This window comes from uncultured Cedecea sp. (assembly GCF_947498825.1).
In the GTDB taxonomy this organism is placed as follows: Bacteria; Pseudomonadota; Gammaproteobacteria; order Enterobacterales; family Enterobacteriaceae; genus JGM124.
Map to the genome: position 1 here is coordinate 1 of NZ_CANMLV010000013.1, position 19,669 is coordinate 19,669.

A 19,669-nucleotide genomic window follows, 5' to 3' on the forward strand; every position below is an offset into this window, starting at 1 on the left:
CGACACCCGAAGGTGTTTGAGATATCAATCTTGCGAGTGCCCACACAGATTGTCTGATAAATTGTTAAAGAGCAGTGAGTTGCTTGCCTTAGCTTGCTAACTCGAGGTGGCGTATATTACGCGTTCCTCTTTCAAAGTCAAGCGCTTATTGTTCGCTTTTCTTCGACTGTTTCGGCGGTTAGCAACCGTTGTTCCGTCTCAGTGGATGCGCATTATAGGGATTTCCTCGCGGCTGACAACCCCTAATTTCAAATAATTTGCTGACTGAGGGATTTTGTAGCAATGTGCGGAAATATCAACCAATCTCAGCGAATTTGGGGTAAAAACCACCCAATGCTAACGGGCAATGTCATACTGGTTAGTGAATATTTTCCAAAGGATGTATTTATGTCTTTATCTACACAGCAGCTCGCCGCCCAGAAAAACCTTTCTTATATACTGGCTGAAAAACTCGCACAGCGTATATTGAAGGGCGAATACCCGGTTGGCAGTATTCTGCCAGGTGAAATGGAGCTAGGCGCGTTATTCAACGTCAGCCGTACTGCTGTACGTGAGGCAGTGAAAACATTAACAGCAAAAGGCATGTTATTACCCCGCCCAAGGATAGGAACTCGAGTAATGCCTCGAACACAATGGAACTTCCTGGATAAAGAGTTACTCGCCTGGTGGATGACAATGGATAACTTAGACTTTATTGTTGATGACTTCATTATTATGCGCCATAGCATCGAACCACAGGCTTGTGCTTTAGCCGCTATTCATAGTGAAGATTCACAGCGGCAAAAACTGCTCTCTATAATGAAGGAAATGGTTTCCTTGCAGGACACCTTCGATAAAGACTATTGGATAGAAATAGATATGGCTTATCATGAGCTAATCTATGAGATGAGCGGTAACGCATTCATGACCTCTTTTGCGAACTTGTTCCGCCCTGTCTACTACAACTATTTCACAGCCATCACCGATAACAAAGTGGTTAATCTTAATTTGCATCAGGCCATTGTTGATGCCATCTGCCAGCGAGACAAGCAGGCTGCATTTGCTGCCTGTGTGGCACTATTGAATGAACCCACGTCTCATTAGGAATACAGGCTCATTGAATCATCAGGAAATTAATGACTAAAAGCACGCGCAGTATGGCCGGACTCCCTTGGATAGCGGCAATGGCCTTTTTTATGCAGGCCCTGGATGCCACGATCCTCAACACGGCTCTTCCGGATATCGCCCGTAGCTTGAATCGCTCGCCGTTGGCAATGCAGTCAGCCATTATTAGCTATACCCTGACCGTCGCAATGTTGATTCCCGTGAGTGGCTGGCTGGCCGACCGTTTTGGTACACGCCGTATATTCATGATTGCCGTATCCCTTTTTACTTTTGGCTCTCTTGCCTGTGCGCTTTCTGGTTCGCTCAGCCAGCTGGTCATTTTTCGTATTCTCCAGGGAGTGGGAGGAGCCATGATGATGCCGGTGGCTCGCCTTGCTTTACTACGTGCCTATCCGCGCAGTGAACTGCTACCGATACTGAATTTTGTCACTATACCTGGATTAGTTGGCCCGGTAGTCGGTCCGTTATTAGGAGGAGTACTTGTCACATGGGCCAGCTGGCACTGGATTTTCTTAATCAACATTCCGATTGGTATCTTTGGTCTAATTTATGCCCGTAAATACATGCCGAATTTCACCACGCCAATTAAGAAATTTGATATGCGCGGTTTCTTATTGTTTGGTATTGGTCTGGTACTGATTTCCTGTGGTCTGGAACTGTTCGGGGAACATGTTGTTGATACCTATATCGGTGTGTTGGTTATTATTGGCGGTTTTTTCCTGGTGCTGAGTTATATATTTCATGCCCGTCATGCTCAGTCGCCGCTTATTCCGCTCCCCCTGTTTAAAACGCGGACATTCTCTGTTGGAATTATCGGCAATGTAGCGTCACGCTTAGGGACTGGATGTGTTCCGTTTTTAATGCCACTCATGCTACAGGTCGCATTTGGTTACAGTGCATTAATTGCTGGTTGTATGATGGTACCAACCGCGCTCGGAGCTTTAGTGGCTAAGTCGACGGTAACACAGGTACTGCGCTGGTTTGGCTACAGAAAAACGCTGTTCAGTATTACTCTGTTTATCGGAATAGTGATTGCTCAATTCTCACTCCAGACACCGGATATGGCTTTATGGCTATTGGTTCTGCCGTTATTTGTGCTGGGTATGGCCATGTCAACGCAGTTCACTTCAATGAATACCATCACACTCGCCGATCTCAGTGATGAACATGCCAGTAGCGGTAATAGCGTCCTGGCCGTCACTCAGCAACTTTCCATTAGCTTTGGTGTTGCTGTTAGCGCCGCAGTGCTTCTGGCCTTTAAAAATAACGAAAGCCTGAATACCGTAGAGCAATTTCACTACACATTCCTGAGTATGGGAGGAGTGACACTCCTCTCCTCGCTGGTATTCCTGGCGCTGCATCCAAAAGATGGTCGTAATTTAATAAAAGACAGACATAAACCTTAAACAGATCCACGCACAATCAGTTTTGGTGTGAGCTGTAAACACTGCTGGGCTAAATCGGGTTGCGCCATTCGCTTAATCAAGACATCGACTGCTAACTCACCTAATTCATCTTTAGGCTGATGAATAGTGGTTAGTGGTGGCGTCATGTAACTTGCCAGTTCTATATCATCATAACCCACTACCGCCATATCCTTTGGAACAGCCATGGATGACTGATATAACGCCTGATAGATACCAACAGCCATAGCGTCATTACAGGAAAAAACGGCTTCTGGTGGCGTGTCCAGTGAAAGCAGTTTCTGCATGGCGATGTATCCACCATTAAACTCAAAATCACCGATGATTTCATATCCAGGAAGAATGGGAAGTCCAGCTTGTTGCATTGCTTTCCGATAACCATCAAGACGCATACAAGCCGGGCTTTTATCTATCGGACCACTGATGCAGGCAATTCGGGAATAGCCTTTATCAATCAGGTACTGGGTGGCAATTTCACCTCCCAGTAATGAATTATCCTGAATCACATCGCTACCGTCGAATGGCGACCAGTCCATCATCACCGTAGGAACACCGGGATAACGGTTCATTATTTCAATCGAAGGATGGTGTGATTCAGTACTGAGTAGCAGCAACCCATCAACGCGTTTTTGCAGTAGCGTTTCCAGGTTACTGTTCATGCGCTGCTCATCCCCTTCGGTATTGCAGAGTACCAGGCTATAACCGCGTTCAAAACAGCTCCGCTCAACGCCGCGCACCAGCTCAGAATAAAACGGGTTACTACTGGCGGTAATTAACATGCCAATAGTATGAGTCTGATTCAGCTTAAGACTACGCGCCAACGCTGAAGGGGCATAATTCAGCGTTTTAATGGCATCGTCAACTTTCTTACGTGTGGCCTCACTCACAAAGCGATCGTTGTTAATCACATGCGAAACTGTTGAGGTAGAAACACTCGCCAGGCGAGCGACATCCTTCATTGTGGCCACTGTTTACTTATCCCTGTTGTTCTAAAAATGCATCTATTTCATGACGCCACGGCACTGAAGGCTGAGCACCCTTACGAGTTACCGCAATCGCGGCTGCAGCATGCGCAAAGCGAACCGCTTCATTCATCGCTTTTCCTTCCAGCAATGCAGTCACCAGCGCACCATTGAAGGTATCTCCGGCGGCAATAGTATCGATAGCGTTTACCCTGAAACCGGGAACTCGTTGACCGATGCCTTTATCACTTAACCACACGCCGCGGCTACCCAGCGTAATAATGACAATATCAATTCCTTTGCCATGTAATACATTTGCGGCTTTTGCCGCATCATCATCATTTTCAACCCGAATACCGGTCAGCTTTTCTGCTTCAGTTTCATTCGGCGTTATCATATACAGCAGCGACAGTAACTCATCGGATAACGGACAAGCGGGAGCTGGATTGAGGATAACTTTAGTCTGATGCTGGTGTGCTATTTTTGCCGCAGCCAGCACGCTTTCCAGCGGAGACTCCAGTTGCATTAATAACGCTGATGCTTCACTGATTTTTTGTTGTTGCTGATTAACCAAGTCCGGCGTTAATGCTGCATTAGCTCCGGCATGAATACCAATTACGTTTTCGCCATCACTGTTAACAAAGATCAAAGCGACGCCAGTTGTTTCATCCGGAATCGTACTGATAGCTGAAATATCAATGTTATCGCTGGCTAATTGCTGACATACCTTCTTACCGGTATCGTCATCACCCACGCAGGCAATAAACGTGATATCAGCCCCACTACGCCCTGCGGCAACCGCTTGGTTAGCGCCTTTACCGCCAAAAGCAACCTGATAATCCTTTCCGGTAACGGTTTCCCCTGGTGTTGGGAAATTATTATTAAGATTAAGAATATGATCGGCATTGATACTACCAAGAACAACGAGTTTTTCTGTGTTTTTCATTTGATTTATATCCAGTTAATTGCACCATCATAACCTGATGGTGCAATGTCCTTGCTTGGTATATTTAGGCTAATACTTATTTTTTAACCAACTTCAAATCAACCGGGATTTGCGCCGGAACAGTTTCGCCTTTTAACGCTTTATCTGCGGTAACTACGCCAATAACTCCGATTTGGTCGGCCATCTGCGCCACTGTTGCGCCCAGTTTACCGCCTTCAACCGCTTTCACACCATCATCAGTGCCGTCAAAGCCGACGACCAGCACATCGTTTTTACCTGCAACTTGCAGGGCACGCAATGCCCCTAACGCCATTTCATCGTTTTGAGCAAATACAGCCTGAACGTCAGGATGTGCAGTCAGCAGATTCTGCATAACGTTCAAGCCTTTAGTACGGTCGAAATCAGCAGGCTGGCTCGCCAGGACATTAAATTTATGGGCAGCGACAGCCTGTTTAAAACCTTCACCACGTTCACGGGCAGCAGATGCACCTGCGATTCCCTGTAGCTCAATAACCTTGGCCCCATCACCCAGTTTTTCAGCAATAAAGTCACCCGCCATTTTACCGCCCGCGACGTTATCAGAAGCGATATGGCTGACAACAGTGCCCTGGTTTGCTACACGGTCCAAGGTAATTACCGGAATATTCGCCTGATTAGCCATCTTCACTGCGTTACCCACTGCATCTGAATCAGTTGGGTTAATCAACAGTAATTTAGTTCCACGTACCGTTAAATCTTGAACGTTGGCCAGTTCTTTAGCCGGGTTATTCTGGGAGTCCAGAACCACCAGGGTATAGCCCAGTTTATCGGCCTCTTTCTGTGCACCATCTTTCAATGAAACAAAGAACGGATTATTCAAAGTAGACACGACCAGAGCGATAGTATCTTTTGCCATGGCATTAGCGCTAAGTGTGGCACTCAGTGCAACCGCAGAAACCAAAGTAGCCAGTTTTTTCATGTTCATATGCGTATTCCTGTAGGGTGACTTGTTACTGTTTTTTGTTATCCACCAGCACCGCCAGCAGAATAACAAGCGCTTTAACGATCATCTGGTAGTAAGAGGAAACACCTAATAAATTTAAACCGTTGTTAAGAAATCCAAGAATTAATGCCCCGATCAGGGTGCCAACAATACGGCCCTTACCACCCGCAAGACTGGTACCACCCAGTACTACCGCAGCGATAGCATCAAGTTCATAACCCATACCCGCGGTAGGTTGTGCGGAAGAAAGACGCGCGACTTCAATGATTCCAGCCAGTGAAGCCAGCAAGCCACACAGCGAGTAAACAATAATTTTAACTTTATCAACACTGATTCCAGAAAGACGAGTCGCCGCTTCGTTGCCACCTAAAGCATAAATATAGCGGCCTAAACGGGTATGGTGCAGCATGTACCATGCAGCAATAAAGACAATCGCCATAATCCAGACTGGAGTCGGTATACCTAAAGGACGACCGATACCAAACCAGCCAAAGAGATCGGCATTATCAGAGAAGCCAGTATTGATAGGGCTACCGTTGGTATACACCAGGGTCACACCGCGCAGCAGCAACATCATGACAAGCGTAGCAATAAAAGCCTGCACTCGCCCTTTGGCAACAATCACGCCGGTGACTGCACCAATTGCAGCACCTAGTGCCAGAGCCGCAGCAACCGCAACTAATGCGTTAACTTCAAACCCGACAACCGAAGCGGCGACTGCGCCGGTCAATGCCAGTAACGAACCCACAGAAAGGTCAATACCAGAGGTCAGGATAACCAGCGTCATGCCTACCGCCATAATGGCGTTAACTGAGGTTTGTTGCAGGATGTTGAACAAATTATTTACGGTAAAAAAGTTTGGGCTCAGGCTGGATACAATGGCAATCAGCACCAATAACGCTATCAGTGATTTTTGCTCCATCAGCCATGCTTTAGTGAACCAGCGACGGCCAGACACGGTTTGTACACTCATTTTTTCCACTCCTGACTATCCGGTTTAAATTTGCCTACAGCTGCCGCCATTAATCGTTCCTGGGTTGCTTCATCCCGGGTAAAGATGGCACTCGCTTTACCTTCATGCATCACCATAACTCGGTCACTCATACCCATAACCTCAGGCATTTCTGATGACACCAGAATGATGCTTAATCCATCAGCTTTGAACTGGTTAATTAGCTGATAAATTTCTTTTTTTGCACCAACATCAACGCCGCGTGTCGGTTCATCGAGAATCAAAACATTCGGTCGGGTCATCAAACCACGTGCGATAGCAATCTTCTGCTGGTTACCACCAGAAAGCAGGCCTATTGGTTGTTCCATTGACGGTGTTTTAACTTTAAACAACTCAATAAAATCCCCCACGGCCAGCTCTTCCTCTTTATGTTTGAGGCTGCCTGAGGTGCTGCTGAAATAGCGAAGTGCGGTCAGTGACATATTTTCTTTCACTGACATACCGAGGATCAGGCCGTCACGTTTACGGTCTTCAGAGATATAAACAATCCCGTACTCCAGACCGTCTTGAGGAGAACGAGGGCTTATCTCGTTGCCACCAAGTACAATACGACCGGCTGTTTTTGGCAGCGCGCCATACAGGACTTTCATTAATTCCGTACGGCCAGCCCCCATCAAACCTGATACGCCGAGGATCTCGCCCTCACGTAGAGTAAAAGAGACGTCTTTAACTCCCGGGCCTGACAGTTTTTCTACTAACAACCTGACCTTGCCAGGTTGCTTATCAATATGGGGATACTGCTCTTCAAGTTTACGACCAACCATCATCTCAATCAGCGAGTCTTCACTGAGAGACGAGACTTCACGTTCAGCAACAAACTGCCCGTCACGCAGTACGGTAACGTCGTCACAAATCTCGAAAATTTCCTTCATGCGGTGAGAGATATAAACAATGCCACAGCCCTGGTTTCTCAGCTCACGAATGACACGAAACAGTGATTCGGTTTCGGTATCCGTTAATGCATCCGTGGGTTCATCCATGATGATGACCTTGGACTGATAGCTCAGTACTTTGGCAATTTCGACCATCTGCTGATCGCCAATCGATAAATCCCCCACCAGTAGGTCACTGGTAAAGCGCAGATTCAGTCTGGCCAGAAGCTTGTCGGCTTCTCGGTACATCGCTTTCCAGTCAATATTGCCGAAACGACCAACAAACTCACATCCGAGGAAAATGTTTTCCGCAATACTCAGTTGAGGTATCAGGTTGAGTTCCTGATGAATGATACCGATGCCAGCTTGTTCGGAATACTTTGGTCCTTTAAAGCTGGTCTCTTTACCCAGCCATAACAATGATCCCGCATCTTTGGTATAGATACCGGTCAGGACCTTCATCATCGTCGACTTGCCAGCACCGTTTTCACCCACCAGCGCCATCACTCGACCCGGATAAACATTCAGGGAGGCGCCGGACAGGGCTTTCACTCCCGGAAATGACTTCTCAATACCCTTAAGCTGCAGTAAAGGTTCCATACTGACCTCAGAAGGTGACGCCAGCGCAGAGAATGATGTTCGCAAATGGAGAACATTCTCCACTACGAATAACAGCCCGGCTGTCTGTCGTACATTGTTTGAAGGCTTCATGGCTGACGTAGCGAATAGCGATGGTATTACCCTGCTGCTGTTGCAGTTGCTCTATATGCGCTAATAACTGTTCATGAAGCTTGGGATTATGCTGTTTAATTTCCAGTGCCAGGATAGCGGCTTCAACCTGCATTTCCTCGGTCACCACTTCTACGACCTGCATAAAACCCGGTACACCCTGGGTTAATGCCAAATCGATGCGTGCCGTTTTAGGTGCAATAGGTAACCCTGCATCTGCGATGGTCAGCATGTCTGTATGCCCCAGACGGGAGATAACAGCGGAAATATCTGCGTTAAGTACTTTGCCTTTTTTCATCTTCTCACCTCGCGAGCGAAACGTTTCGCTCACAGTCAGTGTAGGTAATGCCGGGCCAGCTTCACAACAAGTATGTAGCAAAAATGTGATCGCCATCGAAACGTTTCGCAAAGCGTCTTTTTACGGCATGGATAGATGCAATAGCTAATACTCTTCGGTTTCAGCGCGTAGATTGGTGATGGATTGCCAGTTTATTCTGGTACGCTCAAACAAGTATTCAAAAGTGGAAAATTGGGATAATTGAGGAGTCACGGAGCAGTATTAACATGCATATATTAATGGATAAACCATGCTGCATACGCACTGTGTAACGCCCGCTCCTTTCACAAAAAGGTACACCATGACTATTACGATGAAGGAGTAAAATCATTTGTGAGCTGCTCTGTACCTTGAACATCAAGATACTAAGATCCGCGTAGAACGCTTTTCTCCAGCACAACTAATTAGTTCAGTTTTATTGAACAATAAAAGCAAAAAATCCCGATTTTAATCAATAACCCCATGGTCTACTATTTACCACATCAGGCCAACAGCGCCGCTTAATGAATAATGATTTATAAGGAATACGACCATGAAATCAATCAAAACTTTAGTTGCAGTTGCTACTCTTTTCGCTATCTCTTTCGGTGCTTTCGCACAAAGTATCAGTGCTACCGCATCCACTCTGGATTCTGCGGAAGCTAAAATCTCTGCAATGGCAGAGCAGCAAGGCTCTCAGTACACTATTACCAGCGCCCGCGTCGGTGACCAGGTGCATATGACAGCGATCCTCAATAAATAAGAATGGTCTCGGAAAGGCCGCCAGAGATAGCGGTCATATTTCGACAACCTAATGCTAAACAAAAAACTGAGTATTTAATAAAGCCTCTCCTTTGAGAGACTTGAGACTGATGACAAAGCTAAAGTGATATCTAATTCTCAGCGCTTATTTACGAAAATAAACAGGAAAATCAATTCATTGATTTTCAGCTGATAACACAAAGAAGGAAAAACCACGTTTTTTCCTTCTTTGTCAGCAATCTGAAGCCTCTCCTTTGAGAGGCTTTATTGGCTATATTTCAACCTGAGTGCCGAGTTCAATCACTCTGTTGGGCGGGATCTCAAACTGATCCGGTGCACGCAGAGCATTTCTTTGTAAGGTCATAAATAACCTGCCGCGCAAACGTAAGTACCAAGGGCGTTTACCGATAATCAATGACTCATGAGAAATAAAGAACGAGCTTTCCATTATCTCGCAGCTCAGCCCTTCCATTCTGCAGCGATAGAAGACCTCTTCAACATTAGGTGTTTCCTGCCAGCCATATTTTGCAACAACCCGCCAGAAGGTCGGCGAAAGCTGTTCAATTGTTACACGCTGCAGATTATGCACATAGGGAACATCTTCAGTACGAAACGTCAGTAACAGCACCCGTTCATGTAGCACTTTGTTATGTTTCAGATTATGAAGTAACGCGAAGGGAATCACATTAATGCCACGGGACATATACACCGCGGTACCCGGCACGCGTACCGGAGGTGATTTTTCCAGTGAAGCCACCATCGCGTTCAACGAGTTGCCATGTTCATTCATCTTGCGTAGTAGACGAAACCGCTCACTTTTCCAGGTAATCATAATGATAAACATGACAAACCCTAAGCAGAGAGGTAACCAGCCGCCGGAGTAGATTTTAACCAAATTGGCAGAGAACAGCGGAATATCAATACATAAGAAAACCAGTCCCGCCAGGGCGACGATAATTTTATTCCAGTGCCAGTTTTTACGTGCAACGGTACAAGCCAAAAAGCTGGTCAGTATCATGGTTCCGGTGACCGCAATACCATAGGCCGCAGCGAGATTACTCGAATGCTCGAAACCAATAATCACCAGCACTACCGCGATATAAAGGATCCAGTTCACCACAGGAATATAGATTTGCCCGGACTCTTTTTCCGAAGTATGGATAATACGCATCGGGGATAAATATCCCAGCCGAACCGCTTGACGAGTCAGGGAGAAGACGCCTGAAATCACAGCCTGGGAGGCAATGACTGTCGCCAGAGTAGCCAGAACCAGTAACGGAATAAGCGCCCAGTCAGGGGCTAAAAGAAAGAAGGGATTTTTAATCGCTTCTGGGTTTTGCAGCAATAATGCCCCCTGGCCAAAATAGTTCAGAACCAAGGCGGGTAGTACGGCAATAAACCAGGCAATACGAATCGGCAATTTACCAAAATGGCCCATATCCGCATACAGCGCCTCCACCCCGGTTATCGCCAGGACTACCGCGCCGAGAGCAAAGAAAGAGACCGCTTTATATTGCACAAAGAAGTTAAATGCCCAATAGGGATTCAGAGCCTGTAGCACTTCAGGATTCGCTATCACTGCCCGCCCACCGAGCACTGCCAGCGTCAAAAACCATAACAGCATCACCGGTGCGAAGAGTTTTCCGACTGTACCTGTGCCGTGCTTTTGGATCACAAATAGCAGGGTCAGAACGGTAATAGAGAGCGGTACAATATAGGTATCCAGTGACGGCGCCACGATTTCCAGCCCTTCAATAGCAGACATCACCGATATTGCAGGTGTTATCACCACCTCACCGTAAAAAAAACTGCCTCCTACCAGCCCGATAATAATCAGCAAAGCTGTACTACGAGCAGACGTATAACGCCCGGCAAGTGACATCAGTGTCAGAGTTCCTCCTTCTCCCGCGTTATCAGCCCGCATCACAAACAGCAGGTACTTAATGGAAACAACCATGACTAACAGCCAAAAAATAAGCGACAAGAAACCAAATATCGCCTCGCGCTCCACCCCAATACCAAATTGTCCGGACAGACACTCACGTAAGGTATAGAGCGGGCTGGTACCTATATCACCATAAACAACACCAATCGCGGCCAGAGTGACGGCAGGCAACGATTGCTTACTCTTTGTGTTCATAAGCTGTCTTTTTTGTGATCCCGAACAAGTATACCCGGACCAGGAGACTTCCCAAGTAGGCTCTTGATGACGATAACCGTCTTCTTGCGCTATCTTGAGCCTTCTCTGTAAGGATGCAAAATTAATTATGGCTCAATCACATTTACTCGCAGAAAGAATCGCACGTCTCAGTCAGGCCTTAGAAAAGGGTTTGTTTGAGCGCCAGCATGCCATTCGCTTGTGTTTACTCGCCGCATTGAGTGGGGAAAGTGTTTTTTTACTCGGTCCGCCGGGTATTGCCAAAAGCCTGATTGCACGGCGATTAAAATTTGCTTTCCGCAGTGCCCGAGCTTTCGAATATCTGATGACCCGCTTCTCAACACCAGAAGAAGTATTCGGTCCACTCTCAATTCAGGCCCTTAAAGATGAAGGACGCTATGAGCGTTTAACCGCGGGCTATTTACCCGAAGCGGAAATCGTCTTTCTTGATGAGATCTGGAAAGCAGGCCCAGCGATTCTTAATACCTTACTGACCGCAATCAACGAAAGACAATTCCGTAATGGTGCCGGGGAAGAAAAGATCCCAATGCGTTTGTTAGTGGCGGCTTCCAACGAATTACCTGAAGCGGACAGTAGTCTGGAAGCGCTGTACGACCGTATGCTGATCCGTTTGTGGCTGGATAAAGTACAGGATAAAAATAATTTTCGGGCGATGTTAGTGAGTACTCAGGATGAAAACCAAAACCCTGTCCCTGAAAATCTGCAAATTACTGACGACGAGTACTTTAGCTGGCAGCAAGATATAGGCCACGTCCGTTTGCCTGATGACGTATTCGATCTTATTTTTCTTCTGCGTCAGCAACTTGATGTCATTCCTGATGCACCTTATGTTTCAGACAGACGCTGGAAAAAAGCCATGCGTTTATTGCAAGCAAGCGCCTTCTTTAATGGCCGCGATCTGGTTCAGCCCATTGACCTGATCCTGCTTAAAGACTGTCTGTGGCATGACACCGCAGCGATGGCAATGATGCAACAACAGCTTGAAATATTGATGACCGGTCACGCATGGCAACAGCAGTCAATGCTGACAAAACTGACCACCATTACTCAGCGTCGTCTGCAATTACAGCAGCAAAGTAATGATAAAGAAGCTCTGACCGTCAATAAACAAAACGGAATGTTCAGCCGTAAACCTCAGTATCAACTCCCTGATAACTTAACCGGTGAAACCTTAACCTTATTGTTACAAAAACCGCTACGGCTACACGATATTGAAGTGATTCATATCACCCTGGCTCATGACGCCTTGGCGCAGTGGTTAAGCAAAGGCGGAGAGATCCGCGGCAAACTAAACGGAATAGGTTTCGCTCAGACTCTGGATATGAGTGTTGATAACAGCCAGCATCTGACACTGCGAGATATCAGCCTGCAAGCCACACGGCTGACTTTACCGGGACATCAGCAACAAGGGGTTCCGGATGAGATCAAACAACAACTGGATGCCCTGGATGCACAGTTACACCAGCAGCATGAACGGTTTAACCACCAGCAGAAGTGTTTATTTATTGAAAGTGACTGGCTAGCCAAAATAGAGGCGAGCTTGCAAGATGTGGCCGTACAACTGCAACAGGCTCGTCAATGCTAAGTATTGAAACGCTGGATATCATTTTAACTATCGCTGAAGGTGAACTGATAGAAGGGGTTATTGTTGCGCTACTGGCTTCACCTGCGCTTGCCGTCTTTTTTGAGAGATACCCACGACTAAAAAAAGCCGTCAATGAAGATTTGCCTCGCTGGCGAGAACAGTTAAAAAACCGTCTGAAAGAGGGGCAAGTTCCTGAAAAACTCGCACAAGAAGTACAGTTTTATCAGCAGAGTCAGACACTAAGTACGGCCCAACTGGTGCTAAAAATACCCGAAATTACGCAATTACTGGAAAATACAGACTCGCCTTTTAAGCAAGAGGCCAGAACCTTACTGGCACCAACTTCAACCATGACACCAGCATTGCATACCCTGTTTTTACAGCGCTGGCGTCTTAGTCTGGTAGTTCAGGCAACCTCGCTGAGTCAGCAGCTCCTGGAAGATGAGCGTGATAAACTATTGGCTGAAATTCAGGCACGCATGGCATTAAGCGGCCAGCTGGATGCTACCCTGGCAGAAAACGATACCGCTGCTGGCAAACTCTGGGATATGAGTCGCGGTGGCGGGCTGCGTTATGCGGACTATCAGCTAATAGTACAATACGGTGATTTTCTTGCCAGTCAGCCCGAGCTCATGAAGCTGGCGGAACAGCTAGGTCGTTCACGGGAAGCAAAGTCAGTCCCCCGCGAAAATGCCCCCACCGAGCTTTGGCGAACCCAGGTTCGTGAACCCTCCAGCGTGCCGGAACAAGTCGATGGTTTAACCCTTGGCGATGACATTTTGCGCCTGTTACCAACAGAGCTGGCCACTTTAGGCATAACCGAACTGGAATATGAGTTCTATCGTCGGCTGGTGGAAAAGCAGCTACTCAGTTATCGCCTTCACGGTGATTCATGGCGGGAAAAGGTAATAGAACGTCCGGTTGCTCATCAGGATTTTGCCGAACAACCGCGTGGACCGTTTATTATCTGCGTAGATACATCAGGATCCATGGGGGGATTTAATGAACAGTGCGCAAAAGCTTTCTGTTTAGCCTTAATGCGTATTGCCCTGGCAGATAACCGCCGCTGTTTTATTGAGATGTTTTCCCATGAAGTGATCCATTATGAGGTCAGCGGAAACGGTGGTCTGGAAGATGCGATTCGCTTTTTAAGCCAGCGCTTTCATGGCGGAACTGACTTAGCAAACTGCTTCCGTTCAGTGATCGAGCGGATGAAAGGGCCCGAAGGCTATGATGCCGATGCAGTGGTCATTTCTGATTTTATCGCCCAGCGACTACCGGATGATGTGGTAAATAGCGTAAAAGTACTGCAGCGTGAACATCAGCACCGTTTTCATGCAGTGGCGATGTCAGGACATGGCAAACCCGGGATCATGCGCATTTTCGATCATATCTGGCGCTTTGATACCGGGCTTAAGGGACGTTTACTGCGGCGCTGGCAACGCTAGTCCTATAGCAAATCGCTCACAGTAGCCTGAATATCAGCCGGCCATACACCACACTGAACCTGGCCGATATGTGGCAGCTGTAGCATCAACATCGTCAGGCGAGACTGACCGATACCGCCACCAATGGTTTGTGGCATTTCACCTTTCAGCAGAGACTGGTGCCATTCCAGTTGCAGACGATCTTCATCGTGAGTCAGGGCTAACTGGCGTTTAAGTGTCTCTGCGTCAACACGGATCCCCATAGAGGAGAGTTCAAAAGCATCTTCCAGAACCGGGTTCCATACCAGAATATCACCGTTCAGCCCGGCAAAACCGCTCTCGGTAGGTGTTGACCAGTCATCATAATCCGGGGCACGCACATCATGACGTTTACCATCGCCCAAGGCACCACCAATACCAATCAAGAATACAGCGCCCAGCTCTTTCGCTATCGCACGTTCGCGTCCTTTAGCATCGAGATCAGGGTAACGTTGTTGCAGTGTTTCGCTGTGAACAAAATGAATCTTTTCAGGTAAGAATGGCGTCAGACCCGTTTGCTCAGAGACCGCCATTTCAGTGGCTTTCATGGCCGCCCAAATACTTTCAACGGTTTTGTGCAATATACCAAGATGACGTTCACCATCACCCATCACGCGTTCCCAGTCCCACTGATCTACGTAGACAGAGTGGATCGGTGAGAGACGGTCTTCATCAGGACGCAGGGCTTTCATGTGCGTGTAAAGCCCCTCGCCTGCGCTGAAGTCGTGCTGACCAAGAGTTTTTCTTTTCCATTTTGCCAGGGAGTGTACGACTTCAAATTGTGCTTCAGGAATCGCTTTAACTCTCACCTGAACTGCTTTTTCGCTACCAGACAGATTGTCTTGCGTGCCATCACCGAGGCGGCTGAGGATCGGGGCCTGAACTTCTATCAGACCGAGCTTCTCTTCCAGCTGACGGGAAAAATAGGCTTTAACAAAACTAATCTGGCGTTGTCTGGCAATGTAAGCAGTTTTCATGGTGTTTCTCTTTATTGTGTTGTCTCTGTAAACCATTAAGCAATAAAAGTGATGGCAAATTCAATAATCAACAATAAAAAAGGGCAAAGTCTTTTTAATTCGATAATTTGGAGGTATAAAAAACAATAAATCTGCATTTATCATAGGAAAAAACAATGAATAATTATCAAATCGATAATCTCGATCGCGGGATACTTGAAGCGTTAATGGAAAATGCCCGAACGGCCTATGCAGAACTGGCCAAACAGTTTGATGTCAGTCCGGGTACTATTCACGTTCGTGTCGAGAAGATGAAACAGGCAGGCATTATTACTGGTGCACGCATTGATATCAGCCCTAAACAGCTCGGTTATGACGTCTGCTGCTTTATCGGCATCATACTGAAGAGCGCCAAAGATTATCCTTCTGCGCTGGCAAGACTTGAAAGTCTGGATGAAGTAACCGAAGCCTATTATACCACCGGGCATTACAGTATTTTTATTAAAGTAATGTGTCGATCTATCGATGCCCTGCAACAGGTACTTATCAACAAGATCCAAACAATTGATGAAATTCAGTCCACTGAAACGTTGATCTCCCTGCAGAACCCCATTATGCGTACCATTCGGCCATAATGATTATCTTTAATACCCATATTATCCACAGGTAGATCCCTGCTCATTCACAGCGTACAATGCCCGACGATTGAAAAAGGTGAGATACCATGGCTGATATTACTCTGATTAGTGGCAGTACGCTTGGCAGTGCTGAATATGTAGCAGAACACCTGGCAGAGAAACTGGAAGAGGCAGGACATAGCACCACAACCCTGCATGGCCCGCAGTTAGAAGATCTTCAGACCGAAGGTTTATGGCTGGTGATCTCTTCTACTCATGGTGCAGGGGATCTTCCGGATAACTTATTGCCTTTATATGAGGCTATCCAGGAACAGAAACCGGATCTGAGTCGTATTCAATATGGTGCTCTGGGTATCGGTAGTAAAGAATATGACACTTTTTGTGAGGCGATTGAGAAGATCGATCGTCTTTTAACAGAATGTGGCGCTGTCAGAGTCGGGGAAATAGAGAAAATAAACGTCCTCGATCATGACATTCCTGAGGATCCAGCCGAAATTTGGCTCGATTCCTGGAAAAATTTACTCCCTTCTGTGTAAAGATCGCGCATTTGAATGTGGATAACTACGCTTAAAACCTTGTAATAACCCGTAGTTATCCAAGTATAACTCTTGCTCACTTTCTGTCCTGTGTATAAGTGTATGATTTGATCCCAGCTTATACGGTCCAGGATCACCGATCATTCACAGCTAATGATCCTTCCCATGAGGTTGATCTAAAAGCAGTAAAATGGCTTATCCACAGAAGCCTTCGATCCTAATAAGAGATCATAATAAGAGATCTTTAAATAAAAAAGATCTTCTTTTAATTAGTGGCTCACCCCCCACTTCCTCCAGGGGCTAAAGTTGAGTAGAATCCTCAGCCCGGGCAGTTACAACCCACATCGCAAAACCGCGAGGCAGTTACCATGTTTTATCAAGATCCTTTTGACGTCATCATCATCGGCGGGGGTCATGCAGGCACAGAAGCGGCAATGGCTGCCGCTCGTATGGGTCAACAGACCCTGCTTCTGACACACAATATCGACACACTGGGGCAGATGTCCTGCAACCCGGCTATTGGTGGTATTGGCAAAGGACACTTGGTCAAAGAAGTAGATGCACTGGGTGGCTTAATGGCACAGGCTATTGACCGTGCAGGTATCCAGTTTAGGATACTAAACGCCAGTAAAGGTCCGGCAGTGCGTGCAACCCGTGCTCAGGCTGACCGTGTGCTCTATCGTCAGGCTGTACGTACCGCGCTTGAAAACCAGCCTAATTTGATGATCTTCCAGCAAGCAGTTGAAGATCTGATCGTTGAAAACGATAAAGTGACCGGTGTTGTCACACAAATGGGTTTGAAATTCCGTGCTAAAGCCGTGGTGCTTACTGTCGGGACTTTTCTTGACGGTAAAATTCATATTGGTATGGATAACTACAGCGGTGGTCGTGCAGGCGATCCGCCTTCGATCCCGTTATCACGTCGCTTACGTGAACTGCCACTCCGTGTGGGTCGGCTAAAAACGGGTACTCCACCACGTATTGACGCCCGTACTATTGATTTCAGCGTGCTGGAAAAACAACAGGGTGACGAACAGTTACCTGTATTCTCGTTTATGGGAAATGTTAGTCAGCACCCAGAACAGATACCTTGCTACATCACTCATACTAACGAAAGAACTCACGAAGTTATTCGTAATAACCTCGATCGTAGCCCGATGTATGCAGGCGTTATCGAAGGTATTGGACCACGTTACTGTCCTTCAATCGAAGATAAGGTTATGCGTTTTGCTGACCGTAATGCACACCAGATTTTCCTTGAACCAGAAGGCCTGACCAGCAACGAAATTTATCCAAATGGTATCTCTACCAGCCTGCCATTTGATGTGCAAATGCAGATCGTTCGATCGATGAATGGCATGGAAAATGCGAAGATCGTACGACCAGGTTATGCTATTGAGTATGATTTCTTTGATCCAAGAGATCTGAAACCAACGCTTGAAAGTAAATATATTCAAGGTTTGTTCTTTGCCGGACAGATCAACGGCACCACGGGTTATGAAGAAGCGGGAGCGCAAGGCTTACTTGCTGGTCTTAATGCTGCGCGTTCTGCATCGGAAAAAGAAGGTTGGTCTCCTCGTCGGGATCAGGCCTATCTCGGGGTACTGGTCGACGATCTTTGTACGCTGGGAACGAAAGAACCTTACCGTATGTTTACCTCACGCGCTGAATATCGCTTGATGCTGCGCGAAGACAACGCTGATCTGCGCTTAACTGAAGCAGGCCGTGAATTAGGCTTGGTGGACGATCTTCGCTGGGCCCGTTTTAACGACAAACTGGAAATGATCGAGCGTGAACGTCAGCGTCTGAAAGATATCTGGCTGCACCCACAGTCTGAAAATATCGCAGAGGTGAATGCTCAGCTTAGTGCACCGCTTTCTCGTGAAGCGAATGGCGAAGATCTGCTGCGTCGTCCGGAAATGACCTATCAGTCCATGGTTAAACTTTCTTCGTTTGCACCTGGCCTTGATGATATTCAGGCTGCTGAACAAGTTGAAATTCAGATAAAATACGAAGGCTATATTGCTCGCCAGCAAGACGAGATTAATAAACAACTGCGTAACGAGAATACCTTGTTACCTGAAACTCTCGACTATCGGCAGGTTAATGGGTTATCCAACGAAGTTATCGCCAAACTAAACGACCATAAACCGGTCTCTATTGGTCAGGCATCGAGGATCTCTGGCATTACACCAGCCGCAATCTCAATTTTGCTTATCTGGCTAAAAAAACAAGGGCTGCTACGCCGTAGCGCGTAAGCCGAGCTGATATCAGGCCAGGAACTCCTGGCCTTTTTTAATAGGTTTAAAAGTGCTGACTAAATTATCTCGTCTGCTCAATGAAGCAGGTATTACTCTTCCTGAAAATCAACAGCAGCAGCTGGTTGCCTATGTAGCTTTACTGCATAAATGGAATAAGGCCTATAACCTGACTTCGGTACGTAATCCGGAAGATATGCTGGTTCGCCATATTCTGGACAGTATAGTGGTTGAGCCCTATCTGGAAGGGAGTCGTTTTATTGATGTTGGAACCGGTCCTGGTTTACCGGGTATCCCACTTGCAATAATACGCCCCGATGCGCACTTTACGTTGCTGGATAGTCTGGGAAAACGTATTCGTTTTCTGCATCAAGTTAAGCATGAGCTTAAACTGGAAAATGTCACCCCGGTACAGAGCCGTGTTGAAGAGTTTCCTGCTGAACCTCCATTTGATGGTGTCATCAGCCGTGCTTTTGCCTCGCTTACCGATATGGTGAACTGGTGCCAGCATTTGCCTGGTGAGGCTGGCCGCTTCTATGCGTTAAAAGGCATCCGTCCTGATGATGAAATTGCCGCTTTACCTGAACAGTTTGTTGTTGAAGATATTGTCAGACTGACGGTAAAAAACCTGGAAGGTGAGCGTCATTTGGTTCGTATTAAACGTATCTAATATTAATCCTTATCAAAGAATCGAGTGATAGGTAGCGATTTTAAAAAGTTAACAGAATGGCTGGTTGATATTGATAGTCTTTTTAGTATTTAACAAATAATTAACCCATTGCTCGATAAATACTAACATTTGATAATTGGTTTCGTAGGTTATAATTGCCATTTAAAATATAATCAGGCTAAAAATGAGCCAAATCACAAATTGGCAAGATGTTAAAACTTTAAACGTAATGTCAAATAAAGGTTTTTTTGTGTATACAGGCTGTTTTAATA

At 46.5% G+C, this 19,669-nt stretch carries 17 protein-coding genes; 9 read left to right on the top strand and 8 right to left on the bottom strand.

The genetic code is table 11. The features are described 5' to 3' along the window. Positions 1 to 387 precede the first annotated feature (387 nt). Together Q1A40_RS14050 and mdtD are read left to right on the top strand one after the other, a co-directional pair. The gene (locus Q1A40_RS14050) at positions 388 to 1,083 is read left to right on the top strand and encodes a FadR/GntR family transcriptional regulator (RefSeq protein ID WP_300001085.1); all 696 of its coding nucleotides are present in this window, start codon (positions 388 to 390) and stop codon (positions 1,081 to 1,083) included. 32 nt (positions 1,084 to 1,115) lie between these two features. Continuing rightward, a complete protein-coding gene (gene mdtD / locus Q1A40_RS14055) occupies positions 1,116 to 2,510 on the top strand; it encodes a multidrug transporter subunit MdtD (RefSeq protein ID WP_300001087.1) in 1,395 nt (464 codons plus the stop codon). On the opposite strand, the gene rbsR is transcribed toward mdtD, so the two are convergent. From rbsR to rbsD, 6 genes are all read right to left on the bottom strand, one after another. Then, a complete protein-coding gene (rbsR, locus tag Q1A40_RS14060; protein ID WP_300001089.1) occupies positions 2,507 to 3,496 on the bottom strand; it encodes a ribose operon transcriptional repressor RbsR in 990 nt (329 codons plus the stop codon). The two genes, mdtD and rbsR, sit on opposite strands and share 4 nt — an antisense overlap. Before the next feature lie 7 nt (positions 3,497 to 3,503). Further along, positions 3,504 to 4,436 (bottom strand): ribokinase, encoded by a 933-nt coding sequence (gene rbsK, locus Q1A40_RS14065; RefSeq protein ID WP_300001091.1) that lies wholly within the window; start codon positions 4,434 to 4,436, stop codon positions 3,504 to 3,506. A gap of 76 nt (positions 4,437 to 4,512) precedes the next feature. Continuing rightward, complete coding sequence (gene rbsB / locus Q1A40_RS14070; protein WP_300001093.1) at positions 4,513 to 5,400, bottom strand: ribose ABC transporter substrate-binding protein RbsB; 888 nt, start codon at positions 5,398 to 5,400, stop codon at positions 4,513 to 4,515. A 25-nt stretch (positions 5,401 to 5,425) separates the two neighbouring features. After that, complete coding sequence (gene rbsC, locus Q1A40_RS14075) at positions 5,426 to 6,391, bottom strand: ribose ABC transporter permease (protein ID WP_300001094.1); 966 nt, start codon at positions 6,389 to 6,391, stop codon at positions 5,426 to 5,428. Then, entirely contained in the window at positions 6,388 to 7,902 is a 1,515-nt protein-coding gene (rbsA, locus tag Q1A40_RS14080; protein ID WP_300001096.1) for a ribose ABC transporter ATP-binding protein RbsA, read from the bottom strand. Before rbsA ends, rbsC begins: the two co-directional genes overlap by 4 nt. A 7-nt stretch (positions 7,903 to 7,909) precedes the next feature. Continuing rightward, positions 7,910 to 8,329, bottom strand: coding sequence for a D-ribose pyranase (gene rbsD, locus Q1A40_RS14085; protein WP_300001098.1), 420 nt, complete (start codon positions 8,327 to 8,329; stop codon positions 7,910 to 7,912). Positions 8,330 to 8,900: 571 nt separating this feature from the next. On the opposite strand from rbsD, the gene Q1A40_RS14090 reads away from it, so the two are divergent. After that, positions 8,901 to 9,110, top strand: a complete 210-nt coding sequence (locus Q1A40_RS14090; protein ID WP_300001100.1) for a YdgH/BhsA/McbA-like domain containing protein — start codon at positions 8,901 to 8,903, stop codon at positions 9,108 to 9,110. A gap of 270 nt (positions 9,111 to 9,380) precedes the next feature. Here the strand turns inward: Q1A40_RS14090 and kup are convergent, their stop codons facing one another. Beyond that, complete coding sequence (kup, locus tag Q1A40_RS14095) at positions 9,381 to 11,249, bottom strand: low affinity potassium transporter Kup (RefSeq protein ID WP_300001102.1); 1,869 nt, start codon at positions 11,247 to 11,249, stop codon at positions 9,381 to 9,383. 127 nt (positions 11,250 to 11,376) lie between these two features. Between kup and ravA the strand changes: the two genes are divergently transcribed. Both ravA and viaA read left to right on the top strand, forming a co-directional pair. Next, entirely contained in the window at positions 11,377 to 12,873 is a 1,497-nt protein-coding gene (gene ravA, locus Q1A40_RS14100; RefSeq protein WP_300001104.1) for an ATPase RavA, read from the top strand. After that, entirely contained in the window at positions 12,867 to 14,321 is a 1,455-nt protein-coding gene (gene viaA / locus Q1A40_RS14105) for an ATPase RavA stimulator ViaA (RefSeq protein ID WP_300001106.1), read from the top strand. The genes ravA and viaA overlap by 7 nt, the downstream gene beginning before the upstream one ends. Positions 14,322 to 14,323: 2 nt before the next feature. Here the strand turns inward: viaA and asnA are convergent, their stop codons facing one another. Next, positions 14,324 to 15,316 (bottom strand): aspartate--ammonia ligase, encoded by a 993-nt coding sequence (asnA, locus tag Q1A40_RS14110; RefSeq protein ID WP_300001108.1) that lies wholly within the window; start codon positions 15,314 to 15,316, stop codon positions 14,324 to 14,326. A 155-nt stretch (positions 15,317 to 15,471) separates the two neighbouring features. On the opposite strand from asnA, the gene asnC reads away from it, so the two are divergent. From asnC to rsmG, 4 genes are all read left to right on the top strand, one after another. Further along, on the top strand, positions 15,472 to 15,930 hold the full coding sequence (gene asnC / locus Q1A40_RS14115) for a transcriptional regulator AsnC (RefSeq protein ID WP_300001110.1): 459 nt from the start codon (positions 15,472 to 15,474) through the stop codon (positions 15,928 to 15,930). 89 nt (positions 15,931 to 16,019) lie between these two features. Continuing rightward, positions 16,020 to 16,469, top strand: coding sequence for an FMN-binding protein MioC (gene mioC / locus Q1A40_RS14120; protein ID WP_300001112.1), 450 nt, complete (start codon positions 16,020 to 16,022; stop codon positions 16,467 to 16,469). A 368-nt stretch (positions 16,470 to 16,837) separates the two neighbouring features. Next, complete coding sequence (mnmG, locus tag Q1A40_RS14125; protein WP_300001114.1) at positions 16,838 to 18,727, top strand: tRNA uridine-5-carboxymethylaminomethyl(34) synthesis enzyme MnmG; 1,890 nt, start codon at positions 16,838 to 16,840, stop codon at positions 18,725 to 18,727. Between the two features lie 52 nt (positions 18,728 to 18,779). After that, positions 18,780 to 19,397 (top strand): 16S rRNA (guanine(527)-N(7))-methyltransferase RsmG, encoded by a 618-nt coding sequence (gene rsmG / locus Q1A40_RS14130; RefSeq protein ID WP_300001116.1) that lies wholly within the window; start codon positions 18,780 to 18,782, stop codon positions 19,395 to 19,397. The last annotated feature ends 272 nt before the right edge of the window (positions 19,398 to 19,669 follow it).

Coding starts and splice junctions, on each gene's coding strand:
- Q1A40_RS14050 (WP_300001085.1), top strand. CDS start 388: ATGTCTTTATCTACACAGCAGCTCGCCGCCCAGAAAAACCTTTCTTAT.
- mdtD (WP_300001087.1), top strand. CDS start 1,116: ATGACTAAAAGCACGCGCAGTATGGCCGGACTCCCTTGGATAGCGGCA.
- rbsK (WP_300001091.1), bottom strand. CDS start 4,436: ATGAAAAACACAGAAAAACTCGTTGTTCTTGGTAGTATCAATGCCGAT.
- rbsB (WP_300001093.1), bottom strand. CDS start 5,400: ATGAACATGAAAAAACTGGCTACTTTGGTTTCTGCGGTTGCACTGAGT.
- rbsC (WP_300001094.1), bottom strand. CDS start 6,391: ATGAGTGTACAAACCGTGTCTGGCCGTCGCTGGTTCACTAAAGCATGG.
- rbsA (WP_300001096.1), bottom strand. CDS start 7,902: ATGGAACCTTTACTGCAGCTTAAGGGTATTGAGAAGTCATTTCCGGGA.
- rbsD (WP_300001098.1), bottom strand. CDS start 8,329: ATGAAAAAAGGCAAAGTACTTAACGCAGATATTTCCGCTGTTATCTCC.
- Q1A40_RS14090 (WP_300001100.1), top strand. CDS start 8,901: ATGAAATCAATCAAAACTTTAGTTGCAGTTGCTACTCTTTTCGCTATC.
- kup (WP_300001102.1), bottom strand. CDS start 11,249: ATGAACACAAAGAGTAAGCAATCGTTGCCTGCCGTCACTCTGGCCGCG.
- ravA (WP_300001104.1), top strand. CDS start 11,377: ATGGCTCAATCACATTTACTCGCAGAAAGAATCGCACGTCTCAGTCAG.
- viaA (WP_300001106.1), top strand. CDS start 12,867: ATGCTAAGTATTGAAACGCTGGATATCATTTTAACTATCGCTGAAGGT.
- asnA (WP_300001108.1), bottom strand. CDS start 15,316: ATGAAAACTGCTTACATTGCCAGACAACGCCAGATTAGTTTTGTTAAA.
- asnC (WP_300001110.1), top strand. CDS start 15,472: ATGAATAATTATCAAATCGATAATCTCGATCGCGGGATACTTGAAGCG.
- mioC (WP_300001112.1), top strand. CDS start 16,020: ATGGCTGATATTACTCTGATTAGTGGCAGTACGCTTGGCAGTGCTGAA.
- mnmG (WP_300001114.1), top strand. CDS start 16,838: ATGTTTTATCAAGATCCTTTTGACGTCATCATCATCGGCGGGGGTCAT.